Raw genomic sequence first — 12,498 nt, forward strand, 5'->3', positions numbered from 1 at the left:
GACTACGGGACGGGTGATGAATCAGCTGCGCTGTGCGAGCGTGACGTCGTGGCGGCGCGTCCCGGTTGGTCGACCTCCCCCGCCGTCACGCCCCGTACCGATCCGGTGACGGCCTGATCGCCCGGCTCGAGGCGGTGAGTGATCTCGTACGTCATGCAGCACGTGCCGCTCCTGATCGAAGTGGATCCCGCCCAGGGGGGAGGGGAGGTCGGTGGTGGCCGCGGACGGTCCGCGGCCACCACCCTGCGGGCTCAGGACTCCTTGACCAGCGAGTGGCGATAGCTGGTGAGCTGGACGGTGCTGCCGCGTACCTCGGCGATCTCGTCGGCCGGCGCGTAGACGTCGCCCGTAAGGAACCCGGAGCAGTCGATCTTGAGATAGCCGCTGCGCAGCAGCCGGGCGGCGAACTGCCCCGGCACGTCCGGTTCGGTCCCGCCGACCAGACCGGCGATGGCGTCCGACAGTTCTCCGCCGCCACCCTGGCCTTCGGTGGTGACGGCCTGCTGGTCGCCCATGCGTACCAGCTTGACGACGCCGACAACCTCGCCGGCGCCGTCGATCACCTCCATGCCCTCGCTGACCCGGGCGATGGGCGGGGTACGGCGCTCAGGTGTATGCATGCTGTTCCCTTTCCGGCTCGTCATCGGTGCTCTGGAGCGTCCCCTACCCACGATTCGTCCAGACTCATCAGCCGCGCTCCGTCTCTTTCCGGTGTCGGCGCGCGCGACGGGGCGGAACCTCGACGTGGCGGATGCAGGTGGGCGGGGCGTCGGTATCGCTGTACATCGACAGTGGTCTCTACTACCATCGTCGCTGGGAGCCGCCATGCGCTGCTGGGCAGCAGCGCCGTCCACCTCTCGGACGGCTTAATCGATCGGCGTCTACCTTCTCCGGGGTGGGCACCCAGCGAGGGACACTGGGCGCCGGCGCATCAACTGGAGCATCGATGAAACTCTCACGGACAGGACGCCGTCTGGGACTAGGCGCGGTCGCAGTTCTCCTCGCCTCGTTCACGATGGTCGTCGTCAACCAGGCTGAACCGGCCTCGGCCCACGGATCGGTCACCAACCCGCCGACGCGCAACTACGGATGCTGGGAGCGCTGGGGTTCCGACCACCTCAATCCCACCATGGCTCAGACCGACCCGATGTGCTGGCAGGCGTGGCAGGCCAACCCGAACACCATGTGGAACTGGAACGGCCTCTTCCGCGAGAACGTCGGCGGCAACCACCAGGCCGCCGTGCCGGACGGGCAACTGTGCAGCGGCGGTCGCACCCAGGGCGGCCTGTACGCCTCGCTCGACGCGGTCGGCGCGTGGACCGCGAAGCCGATGCCGAACAACTTCACGCTGACGCTGACCGACGGCGCCCGGCACGGCGCCGACTACATGCTGATCTACATCACCAAGCAGGGTTTCGACCCGACCACCCAGCCCCTCACCTGGAACAACCTCGACCTGGTACTCCGCACCGGCAGCTACCCGACCACCGGGCTCTACGAGGCCCAGGTGAACGCGGGCAACCGCACCGGGCGGCACGTCGTCTACACGATCTGGCAGGCGTCCCACCTCGACCAGCCGTACTACCTCTGTAGTGACGTGATCTTCGGCGGCGGCAACAACCCGCCGCCGACGACTCCGCCGCCCACCACGCCGCCGCCGACGACCCCGCCCCCCACCACGCCGCCGCCGACGACCCCGCCGCCCACCGGAGACGGTGCCTGCACCGCCACCTACCGCAAGACGAACGAGTGGTCCGGTGGCTTCGGCGCCGAGGTCACCGTCCGGGCCGGCGACGCCGCCATCTCCGGATGGACGGTGGCATGGACCTGGCCCAACGGCCAGAGCATCACCAACTCCTGGAACGCGACGATCACCTCAAGCGGTTCGTCGGTCACCGCGTCGAACGCCGGTTACAACGGTTCCCTGAGCGCCAACGGCACCACCAGCTTCGGCTTCAACGCCTCCTGGAACGGCACCAACTCCACCCCCACCCTTACCTGCACCGCCAGGTAGAACACCCGTGACGGGGTGGCGCGGTACCGTGCCACCCCGTCACGAACCGAGTCAGGCTGCCTCGTCCCCGCCTGTCCACGGAACGCCGACGCCGGTACGCCTCACGTTCGACGGCATCGTTCACGCCGTCGGGTGACCTACGGCGTGCCCGTGCAGTCCGCACCGGCGGCCCCGCCGTCCGGCTGCCGCACCTTTCGTGGGCGGCCGGACGGCGGGTCGGTCACCTGCCGGCCGGAGCCGGGGAAACGGGGACCACGCGCCGTCGGCGGGCGACCGCGCCGAGGGTGACGTCGACGACGAGGAAGGCGAGCAGGGTGCCGCCGAACCAGGGCAGCGCCCAGCCGACGGCCACGGTGACCGGTACGCCGGCCAGCAACGCCCACCACGGCAGTCCCCGGACTCCGCCCCGGGTGGGCGCGGTGCCGAGCGGGGCGCGGTGGTCGGTCCGGGTGGGGCGGCGTTGCCACCACATGCGGTAGCCCCAGACGACGACGCAGAGCAGGCCGAGGGCGAGCGCGGCGAGCAGGATCTGGTTGACCGGACCGAAGAGCAGTCCCATGTGGGCCTGGATGCCGAGGCTGCTGAGCTGGGCGAGCAGAGGCCAGTCGGCGAAGTCGCTGCGGGCGGTGACCGTGCCGGCGGCCGGGTCGACGGCGATCCGGTCCTTGGCGACGGGCCAGGTGTTGTCGACCTGGGTGACGGTCCACGCCGTGCCAGGTTCCGCGGCGGGGCTGATCTCCACCGGCCCGGCCAGTCCGGCGCCGCGCGCGGTGGCCAGCACCGTGTCGTAGGTGCCCGGGTCGTCTACCGTGCCCCCGGGCGTGTCGCCGTGCTGGTGTTCGCCGCCGCCGGTGGCGGGGGGCGTCCCGTCGAGGGCGGTGGAGATCGCAGGGGTGCCGGCGCGTAGGGCGTCCAGACCTGCGCCGAAGTTCGCGCCCGCGTAGCGGGACCAGGTCAGACCGGTGGCGGACAGGAACAGCAGGCCGACAGCGAGCCAGACGCCGGTGGTGGCGTGCCAGCCCCGCGTGCGGCGGACGCCCTCGCGAACGGTCAGGTCCGGCACGAGCAGGTGCTTCGCCGTGGGGCGGGAGGTGGTGCGGCGGCGCCACCAGAGGATCAGGCCGCCGAGGACGAGCACCCACAGCCAGCTCGCGGCGATCTCGGAGTAGTGCCGGCCGACCTCGCCCAGGTGCAGGTTGCGGTGCAGGTCGTCCAGCCAGGTCGTGACCGGGGTGGATCCGAACCAGGTGGTCAGCTGCCCCGTGACCTCGCCGGTGTACGGGTCGACGTAGACCGTGTGCTGTCTGTCGCCCAGGTCCGGTTGGGAGAACACCACCTCGGTGGTGCGCTCGCCGATGCCGGGCGTGACGGCGGCGATGCTGCCGTCGGGGTGGGCGACCCGGGCGGCAGTCACCTGGTCAGCGAGGGGCCGGGGCTGTCCCCCGACGTCGGCGACGGTGAGCTGGTCACCGTAGAGTGCCCGGTCCAGTTGTGGGGTGATCGTGTACGCCAGGCCGGTGAGAGCGGCGACCAGCAGGAACGGGGCGACCAGGACGCCGGCGTAGAAGTGCAAGCGGGTCAGCAGCGCCGTGAACGGCGTGGGCCGGCGGGCCGGCCGCACGGTTGTGACGGCCTCGGTCACCGGCGGTTGATCGCCGGGCAGCTCGGTTACTGGCATCGACTTCTCCGATCGAAATTGAAGGTTTTGGGTCGAGTGGCTCGTGCCCGTCGAGCCATCGGCTGCCCGGTCGCCGACTCCCGGTGAGGTAGTCGGCCAGCGGCCTGAGAAAGTTCCCGACTGGTCAGGTCTGTCGCCCGGTTCGTCCTCCGGGGTCACCCTGCTGCTCTGCCGGTCTGGGCGAGAGCGTTCGGGGTACCGACCACCGGCGGTCAGGAAGCCCGGGTGGCCCGGCGGCGGGTCAGGACGACCGCTCCGGCAGCGATGATCATGAGCAGGAGGATCCCACCGCCGATCAGGATCGACGCCTGGGGGCCGTCGTCGGAGTCGCGGGTCGCGGCAGCTGCACGTAACCCTTAATCACGAAGGACCGGGCTGAGTGTGCGGTCAATAGGGGTCTTCTCCCGATGGGATTCCCGGCATCATCGCGTGTGACGACCGCGCGGTCCACCGGCGGTTGCCGGACTCCCGCGAACCTTTCGGGGAAGGAGCTGCCTTGTTCACTCGTCGTCAACTGCTGCGCTTCGGCGCGGCGTCGGGCATCGCCGGGGCGACCGGTGGCCTGGCCGGCCTGGCCGGACAGTTCGGCGCGGCACCCGCAACGGCACGGGTCGCCGCACCGGCAGCCACGCCCGTGACCCCGTTCACCGTCCCGATGACCGTGCCGCAGACCCTGCGCCCGGTGCTGCGGACCGCCACCACCGACTACTACTCGGTCACCATGCACCGGAGGCGATTGGAGATCGTGCCGGGCAGCCGCACCGAGGTGTACACCTACAACGGTGACCTGCCCGGCCCGACGATCCGCGCCTTCTCGGGCCGGCGGGTGGTGGTACGCCAGCGCAACCGGCTGCACATGCCCACGGCGGTGCACCTGCACGGCGGTGCCACCGCCCCCGAGGACGACGGCTCAGGCCAGGCCGTGATTCCACCCGGCGGCGAGCGGGTCTACACCTATCCGAACCGGCAGCCGCACGCGACGCTCTGGATGCACGACCACACCCACCACATGGAGGCCGAGCACCTCTACCGGGGCCTGTCCAGCCTCTATCTGCTCACCGACCGCACCGAGAGGGCACTTTCACTGCCCCGAGGTCGATTCGATGTCCCGCTGGTGCTCCGCGACGCGCATCTGGACGCCGACGCCCAGTTGGTCTGGAACATGGACGACGCCGACAACCGGACCACCCTGCTGGTCAACGGGCGGCCGTGGCCGCGCTTCGAGGTGCAGGCCCGCCGCTACCGCTTCCGCCTGGTCAACTCCAGCAACCTGCGGTTCTTCCTGCTGCGGCTCGCCGACGGCGGAGACCTCACGGTGATCGGCTCCGACGGCGGCCTGCTGGAGGCGCCGGTGACCATGCCATACCTGATGATCTCACCCGGCGAACGACTCGACGTGGTGGTCGACTTCGCCCGCTACCAGCCGGGCACCTCCGTGGTGCTGCAGAACCTGATGGGACCCGGTCCGGCCGAGATGGTCGGCCAGGTGATGCGCTTCGACGTCGTACCGGCGAAGAGGCCGGACCGCACGTCGGTGCCGCAGCGGCTACGTAGCCTGCCGCCGCTGCCCACACCGACCGTGCGCCGCAGCATCGAGTTGCGGATGGACGAGCCGGGCTCCGGTGGACACCAGGCGTACATCGACGGGAAGGTCTTCGATCCGGCCCGGATCGACACCACCATCGCCTGGGGCAGCACCGAGGAGTGGACGGTGACCAACGCCAACGTCTTCATGCCGCACAACTTCCACATGCACCTGGTGCAGTTCCGGGTGCTCGACCGTAACGGCGCACCGCCCGATCCCACCGAGTCCGGCCTGAAGGACACCGTGATCGTCTGGCCCGGACAGAGCGTGCGGCTGCAGGCCACCTTCGACACCTGGCGCGGCGTCTACCCGTATCACTGCCACATGGTCGACCACAGCGCGATGGGCATGATGGCCAATCTCAGGATCGTCTGATCCCACGCGCAGTCGCATCCTGGGCAGGCCAGAGCAGCACCGCCTGACAGGTGCGGCTGCGTGGGACGCCCGGCCCGCGCTGATGACGCCCCTACACCCTCGTGCAGGCCGAAGCCCGACACCGCGCCCACGCGAACGGTGGTGCTGCCGACCGGCCGGGCAGAGCCGGCAACGGTTGCCGACGTGACCGGTTGCGGACTGCCGGTCAACCGCCGAGGGCGGCGAAGGCCACCGCACCGAGGCCGGCCAGCGGCACCGCCACGGCTGCGGTGAGCAGTCGCACCCGGGCAGGGCCGCCCGCCAGTACGATCAGCAGCGCGGCGAGCCCGAGGTCGATGGCCACGTTCCACCACGCACCCGGATAGCCGGACCGCGCCTTGCCAGCGAAGCGCAGTGCCTCCTCGGCGAACACGGCCGCCGGCAGCGCGGCACCCACGATCCGCCGCCACCCGGCGGTTCGGGCCCAGGTGCCGCCGACGCCGAACACCACGCCGGCGATCACACCCAGCGCCATCCAGAGCAGCGAGGCGGGCGCCCCGATCACGGCCGGATCGTCGCCCTGGATCAGCGTCGCCGTCAGGTAGTAGCTGGGCACCGCGACGACGAGCAGGACGCTGGCGGCCACGGCCGCCCGCAGCGCGCCCGACCGGATCCACCAGCCGAGCGCGAACGCGGCGACCGCCCAGGTGGCAGTGGAGTTGCCGAGTTCGGCGAACGGGAACGGCACCCATTTGATCCAGACGAAGTCGAGGAAGCCAAGCAGGAGACCAGCGCTGGGGACGACGAGTGTCAGAGTGCGAGGTGAGGGCGGCATGGCGGCGAGCATACTCAGTATGGTCGGCTCCCTGTCCAGCCGGTCAGCGCAGTGTGGCCTGGGCCATCACGCTGACAGGTCAGCGTGTTCGGCAGACGCAGGCGTCGCGGCAAGGGCGGCCCACCCGTGCACGACGACCTGGTCCCGTTCTTTGCCCTGCCGGAGCCGGATGACGACGACGAGTATCCGGCCAGGGTGGTGTGGACGCCGCCGGGTGTCGAGTTGGGCGAACTCGCCGCCCCTGACGATCTGGTGGCGTTCGCAGCGGAGTGGTCGGCGGACTACGGCCGGCCGGGGCTGTTCGACCCGGTGCGCGTGTGCTTCGAGACGGAGCTGGTCCTGCCGCACGCGTTCGACGTGGTCGAGGCGGGTACCGGGTATGACGATCCGACCATGGTGGTGCTGCTTGCCTTCGGTGAGATGACGGCGCTGAGGTCTGGTGAGGCGCGGATCCTGGGCTGGCCGGACTGGGGTCAGGACAGCGTCGCTTCACCGAACGAACGGTTGCTGCTGCAGATCAGGTGCGCGCATCCAGCTGAGGATCCGGTGGGTGTCTGCTTCGGCGACGGTGCCTTCACGTTCCTGGTCGACGAGAATGATCTTGCCGAGAGTGACTGGGACGCTGTCCGGGTCCACTACGAGTGCGGCTAGGACTGCCGGGCCGGCGCCTGCTTCGGCTCAGAACGCGCACGTCAACGATCGCCCCGGTCGTCGACGGGACCCCTCTCTCAGCCGGGCAGGTCCGTGCCCGCCCCGCGCACCGTCCGGCCGACGCGGTGCGCCTCGGCCAGGATGTGCCGTCCCCAACGTCGCCACAGCGGCGTCATCCGGGAGGTGATCAGCACGACGTCGACGGCGTCGTCGGGGAGGACGGTGCGGATGCCGAGGCTGTGGTGGATCTGGTGCCGCGAGTCGTGCGGCAGGTGCCGTAGCTGCTGCTCGTCGAAGTCGAGCAGTACCGCGGGCGGGAAGCCGGCCGGCAGCGCCGGGCCGCAGCCGAAGACGGCGATCCGGGCCCCCGGCGGCACGTCGTCGCACAGTCGGGTCAACTCCGCCGTCACGTCCCTGGTGCGGACCCTGTCGATCGCGCGCTGGATCGCCGGCAGTTCCTGCGGTACGAACCAGGTACGGGTGTCCGCCAACTGGGGCAGGTGCCGGGAGAACCATGCCCACATCAGTTCCGTCTCCGGTTCGGGGTGTTTGCGCAGGATGGTGAGCATATTGCTGCGATTGTCGCCGACGTCCTGCGTCACCGAGCGCGGGTGCGGCGTGTCCACCGCCCACGCCTCACGGCTGACCTCGAACGCGAGACCGCGCCTGTGTAGCCGGATCCCCAACTCCAGGTCCTCTCCGCCCCAGGACCGGAAATCCTCGTCGAAACCGCCGACGGCACGGAGATCCGCTGCCGGCACCGAACAGTTGAGCGTCCAGAACAACGACCAGGGCAGGGGCATGCGCGAGAGGTCGTACCGAATGGAGGCGAAAGTCGGTTGACGGGCGTCCTGGAAGGCGGGGGTGGCACCGAAGCGCCGGACGACCTCCTCCGGCCCGTAGGAGCGCAACGCGGCGTCCAGGCCGGGGGTGGGATCGTCGGGGCGGTAGCCGTAGGTGTAACCGATCACCGCGCGCGACGGGCCGGGACGTCGGTGCACGGCCAGGTGGGCGGCGAGGAAGTCCGGGCCGGGCAGTACGCCGGTGTCGACGAACACCAGCACGTCCCCGCTGGCCAGCCGGGCACCGGTGTTGCGGGCCGCCGCGGCCCGGAAGCCCAGGTCCTCCTGGTACGCGTAACGCACGCGCAGCCGGTCGGTGAAGGCGTGCACGCAGTCGCGGGTGTCGTCGGTCGAGCCGTCGTCCGCCACGACGACCTCGAACTGCGCGGCCGGCATCCGCTGCCCGGCCAACGCGGTCAACGTGCCGCGCAGCAGTTCGGCGCGGTTGTACGTCGGCACGACGACCGAGATCAGTGGTGCGGAATCGGGTGTGGACATGGCGACTCTCCAAAAGCGAGGAGTCTTCACCATAAGGGCAGGCGATCGAGCCATCCGGCCGTCGACCGCGGTTAGGGGTCGGCACTGGGGTTCAGGATCGGCAGCCAGCCCGTCACGGACGACGTGGCGGCGCGGTCGGGGCGGGCTGGCGCCCGGATCCGGGGTCGTCCGGGCGCATCGGCTCTCTTGACCGCCAACCTACTGCTTTACTATGCTACTAGTAAAGCAGTAAGGGGCTACCGTGTTCGTCTTCCGGCTCGACACCCACTCCGGCGTGCCGCCGTACCTGCAACTCGTCCAGCAGGTCCGCCAGGCGGTGCTGCTGGGCTTCCTCCAACCCGGTGACCGCCTCCCGCTCATCCGCGAGGTGGTCGAGAACCTGGCGATCAATCCGAACACCGTCGCCAAGGCGTACCGGCAGATGGAGCAGGAGAACCTGGTCACCGGCCGGCCCGGCCAGGGCACGTTCGTCAATGAACAGCAGTCGGCCGTGATGTCGGCATCGACGTACACGTCGCTGCGCCGCGGCCTGGCGACCTGGCTGCGCCGCGCCTACGCGGCCGGCCTCGACGAGCAGGCCGTCAACGCGCTCTTTACCACCGTCCACCAGCAGACCAGGAATGAGGAAGTGGCGTGACAGCGACCGAGTTCGCGCTGCGCACCGACGGTGTGGGCAAGCGGTACCGGAAGGGCTGGGCGCTGCGCGACTGCACCCTGACCCTGCCGGCGGGCGGCGTGATCGCCCTGGCCGGGCCGAACGGCGCGGGCAAGACCACGCTGCTGCGCCTGGTCGTCGGGTTGCTGGCACCGAGCACCGGCACGGTGGAGGTCCTCGGCCACGACGTCACCGCCAGCACCCCGCAAACTCTGTCCCGGGTCGGGTTCCTGGCCCAGGACCACCCGCTGTACAAGCGCTTCACCGTCGCCGAGATGCTCCGCTTCGGCCGGGCCTGCAACCTGCGGTTCGACCAAGGGCTGGCCGAGCGCCGGCTGGCGAAGCTGGGCATCCCGCTCGACCGCAGGGCCGGTACGCTCTCCGGCGGGCAGCAGGCCCAGGTCGCATTGGCTCTGGCCCTGGCGAAGCGGCCGGACCTGCTCGTCCTCGACGAGCCGGTGGCCAGCCTCGACCCGCTGGCCCGGCGCGAGTTCCTGCAGGTCCTCATGGGCGCGGTGGCCGAAGGCGGGGTGACCGTCCTGTTCTCCTCCCACGTCGTGCACGAGCTGGAGCGCGTCTGCGACCACCTGGTCGTGCTCAACCACGGCCGGGTCACGCTCACCGGTGACATCGACACCCTCCTCGCCGAGCACCGGCTGCTCGTCGGCCCGCGCACGGCCACCGACCTCGACCGGGCCGGCGCCGTCGTGGAGGCCGTCCACAGCGACCGGCACACGACCCTGCTGGTACGCGACGGCGCGATCCCGGCCGCGCCTGGGTGGCAGACCCAGCCGGTCGCGCTGGAGGACCTGGTGCTGGCGTACCTGCGCCGGCCGTCCGAGCCGAGCGCCGCGGTCACGTCGGGGGTGGCGGCATGACGTGGTTGATCTGGCGCCAGCACCGGACCGAGGTCTGCGTCCTGGGTGTGCTCGTCGGCATGTTCGGCATCGCCCTGCTCGTGCTCGGGATGCAGGCCCACGACCTGTTCCCCGCCGGTCCCGCCCGGTGTGCGGGACCGGCCGGAACCACCGAGGCCTGCGCGGCCTCCTTCCGCCGGCTCGACGAGGAGTACGGGTACGTCGAGAACCTCCTGGCGGCCTTCTACCTGGTCCCCGTCGTCATCGGTGCGTTCCTCGGTGCGCCGCTGCTCGCGCGCGAACTGGAGGACGGCACCTGGCAGCTCGCGTGGACGCAGGCAGTGCCGCGGATGCGCTGGCTGGCGGCCAAGCTCGCGGCACTGGCCGGCGTCACCGTCGCGCTCACCGGGATGTTCACCGCGGTGCTCACCTGGTTCCGTCAGCCATTCGACGCGTGGGAAGGGCGGTTCCAGTACGACGCCTTCGACCTGCAGGGGCTTGTCCCGGTGGCGTACGCGCTGTTCGCGTTCGGCGTCGCCACCGCCGCGGGAGCGATCCTGCGGCGCAGCCTGCCCGCGTTCGGCGTCGCATTCGGGGCGTTCCTCGCCGCCCGGATGTCGGTGGCGCTGTTGGCCCGTCCCGCGTACGCCACCCCGCTCACCACCGTGGAGCCGGTCCCCGTCGGCGGCTCGAAGGACCAGGCGGGGCACCGGCCCGTGCCCAGCAACGCTTCCTGGGTGATCGAACACGGCTACGCGGACGCCACCGGGCGCAGGCTGAGCTGGACCGAGTACTACGAGCTGGAGGACGCCGCCAACCGGGCCGGCACCAACCTCAACCAGTTCCTGCACGCTCGGGGCATCCAGCAGTTCGAGGTCTACCACCCGGCCGACCGGTTCTGGACGTTCCAGCTCATCGAGGCGGCCCTGTTCGTCGCCGTCGCGGCGGTCCTGATCGGTGTGGTGGTGTGGCGGGTACGGCGCCGTAAGATCTAGCTCAGCACGTGATGATCCCCGGCTGGCCGTACTCGTTGATCACCGCCCTGGAACCCGGCCGCAGCTCATGGACCGCGAAGCTGGACGCGGTGCGGCTGGCCCCAGGAAAGGACGCCGCTACCGTCATCGCCGGCCAACTTGATCAGCTCGTGCAGCGGCTGATCGCGGCCGGGCCACTGGCAACCCGGCGACCCCGACACTCTGGTCGTCGCCGACGCCGGCTACGACACACCCCGCCTCGCTCGGCTGCTGCGAGACCTGCCGGTGCAGGTGCTGGGCCTTCTGAACGGCGGGGCCGGTGCGCAGCGCCGCGAGCCGCGTCGCGCGGTGGGGTAGGTCGGTGGATGCGCGGCGGATGACGGGGTGTGGACCGACCAGGCCCTAGACCCGGTTGCATCGACACAAGACATCGCAGGCGCGGTGCCCAGACGCCCGACACCAGCCGTGGACGTTCGACAGTCACTGTCCATCTTAGACAATGGGTTATGCTCCGGTATGACCATGATTAGTCCCACCCCTCTTATGGGTCTGGTAGCCGGCGTGTGGGCATTCAAGACCCTCGCGGCCGGTGTCGAACTCGGTTTGTACAGCCGGCTGGCTGACGGGCGGACGCTCACGGTCGACGAGGCGGCCACCGAGTTCGCGCTCGCCGAACGCCCGGCCGACCTGCTGCTGGCCGCGAGCGCGTCCCTCGGGTTGCTGGAGAAGACCGGAAACCACTACCGCAACTCCGAACTCGCCGAGCAGTTCCTGGTCGAGGGCCGTCCGTACTATTTCGGCGCGCAGATCCGCTACTCCGACCTGCACACCTACCTGCCCTGGCACCGGGTTGGCGAGGCCCTGCGAACCGACCGGCCCCTGACCTGGGACCCGCAGGCCCAGCAGTCGATGTTCGACACCACCGACCCTGAGATGCTGGTCGAGTTCTGGGACGCCATGTACTCCACGTCCGCCTTCACCGCCCACGCGCTGGCCGACGCGTACGACTTCGGCGCGCACAGCCGGCTGCTCGACGTCGGTGGCGGGGCCGGCGCTTTCCCGATCGAGTTCTGCCGTCGGCTGCCCGACCTGCGGGCGACCATCCTCGACCTGCCGCAGGTGTGTGTCCGGGCTGAGGAGCGGATCGCGGCGGCGGGCCTGAGCGAGCGGATCGGCACGGTCGGCGGGGACTTCCTCACCGACCCTGAACTGCCGAACGGGCACGACGTCATCCTGCTGAGCATGATCCTGCACGACTGGGACGAGCGAACCAACCGGGCCCTGCTGGCCAAGTGTCACGCGGCCCTGCCGGCCGACGGTGCGATCATCATCTGCGAGCTACTGCTCAACGATGAGCGCACCGGCCCGCCGGAGGCCGCCCTGATGGGCATGAACATGCTGATCGAGACCGAGGGCGGCCGGAACTACTCAGGCGCCGAGTACGCCGCCTGGCTCGCCGACGCCGGCTTCGTCGACATCCGCACCGTGCGGTTCGGCTCCCCGGGCGCCAACGGGGCCGTGGTGGCGCGCCGGGCCTGACCGGCACGACCCACTG

Annotated in this window: 11 protein-coding genes and 1 pseudogene; 8 read left to right on the forward strand and 4 right to left on the reverse strand. The window is 70.5% G+C overall.

Features of this window, described 5'->3' with window-relative positions:
- Positions 1–251: 251 nt before the first annotated feature.
- On the reverse strand, positions 252–620 hold the full coding sequence (locus GA0070616_RS15365) for a hypothetical protein (RefSeq protein ID WP_091082502.1): 369 nt from the start codon (positions 618–620) through the stop codon (positions 252–254).
- A 326-nt stretch (positions 621–946) separates the two neighbouring features.
- Here GA0070616_RS15365 and GA0070616_RS15370 point away from each other — a divergent pair, with 326 nt between their 5' ends.
- On the forward strand, positions 947–2,014 hold the full coding sequence (locus GA0070616_RS15370) for a lytic polysaccharide monooxygenase auxiliary activity family 9 protein (RefSeq protein WP_091082504.1): 1,068 nt from the start codon (positions 947–949) through the stop codon (positions 2,012–2,014).
- Between the two features lie 220 nt (positions 2,015–2,234).
- Here GA0070616_RS15370 and GA0070616_RS15375 read toward each other — a convergent pair whose 3' ends face one another.
- Positions 2,235–3,692, reverse strand: a complete 1,458-nt coding sequence (locus GA0070616_RS15375) for a PepSY-associated TM helix domain-containing protein (protein ID WP_091082507.1) — start codon at positions 3,690–3,692, stop codon at positions 2,235–2,237.
- A 496-nt stretch (positions 3,693–4,188) separates the two neighbouring features.
- Here GA0070616_RS15375 and GA0070616_RS15380 point away from each other — a divergent pair, with 496 nt between their 5' ends.
- On the forward strand, positions 4,189–5,652 hold the full coding sequence (locus tag GA0070616_RS15380; protein ID WP_091082510.1) for a multicopper oxidase family protein: 1,464 nt from the start codon (positions 4,189–4,191) through the stop codon (positions 5,650–5,652).
- A 205-nt stretch (positions 5,653–5,857) separates the two neighbouring features.
- Here GA0070616_RS15380 and GA0070616_RS15385 read toward each other — a convergent pair whose 3' ends face one another.
- A complete protein-coding gene (locus GA0070616_RS15385; RefSeq protein ID WP_245712779.1) occupies positions 5,858–6,466 on the reverse strand; it encodes a DUF6518 family protein in 609 nt (202 codons plus the stop codon).
- Between the two features lie 84 nt (positions 6,467–6,550).
- On the opposite strand from GA0070616_RS15385, the gene GA0070616_RS15390 reads away from it, so the two are divergent.
- Entirely contained in the window at positions 6,551–7,117 is a 567-nt protein-coding gene (locus GA0070616_RS15390) for a DUF1963 domain-containing protein (protein ID WP_217628204.1), read from the forward strand.
- A 77-nt stretch (positions 7,118–7,194) separates the two neighbouring features.
- On the opposite strand, the gene GA0070616_RS15395 is transcribed toward GA0070616_RS15390, so the two are convergent.
- Complete coding sequence (locus GA0070616_RS15395; protein ID WP_175440089.1) at positions 7,195–8,457, reverse strand: glycosyltransferase; 1,263 nt, start codon at positions 8,455–8,457, stop codon at positions 7,195–7,197.
- 241 nt (positions 8,458–8,698) lie between these two features.
- On the opposite strand from GA0070616_RS15395, the gene GA0070616_RS15400 reads away from it, so the two are divergent.
- The 5 genes and pseudogenes from GA0070616_RS15400 (at position 8,699) to GA0070616_RS15420 (ending at position 12,482) form a co-directional block, all read left to right on the forward strand.
- Positions 8,699–9,094: a GntR family transcriptional regulator gene (locus tag GA0070616_RS15400; RefSeq protein ID WP_091082521.1), complete on the forward strand. Its 396-nt coding sequence runs from the start codon at positions 8,699–8,701 to the stop codon at positions 9,092–9,094.
- Positions 9,091–9,990 (forward strand): ABC transporter ATP-binding protein, encoded by a 900-nt coding sequence (locus GA0070616_RS15405; RefSeq protein ID WP_091082524.1) that lies wholly within the window; start codon positions 9,091–9,093, stop codon positions 9,988–9,990. The genes GA0070616_RS15400 and GA0070616_RS15405 overlap by 4 nt, the downstream gene beginning before the upstream one ends.
- A complete protein-coding gene (locus GA0070616_RS15410; protein ID WP_091082526.1) occupies positions 9,987–10,964 on the forward strand; it encodes an ABC transporter permease subunit in 978 nt (325 codons plus the stop codon). The genes GA0070616_RS15405 and GA0070616_RS15410 overlap by 4 nt, the downstream gene beginning before the upstream one ends.
- A 2-nt stretch (positions 10,965–10,966) precedes the next feature.
- Positions 10,967–11,297 (forward strand): annotated as a pseudogene (locus tag GA0070616_RS29165) (transposase); the annotation flags it as partial.
- 168 nt (positions 11,298–11,465) lie between these two features.
- Positions 11,466–12,482 carry a methyltransferase gene (locus GA0070616_RS15420; protein ID WP_091090860.1) on the forward strand — a complete coding sequence of 339 codons (1,017 nt, stop codon included), beginning with the start codon at positions 11,466–11,468 and terminating at the stop codon, positions 12,480–12,482.
- The last annotated feature ends 16 nt before the right edge of the window (positions 12,483–12,498 follow it).

Source organism: Micromonospora nigra (assembly GCF_900091585.1).
In the GTDB taxonomy this organism is placed as follows: Bacteria; Actinomycetota; Actinomycetes; order Mycobacteriales; family Micromonosporaceae; genus Micromonospora; species Micromonospora nigra.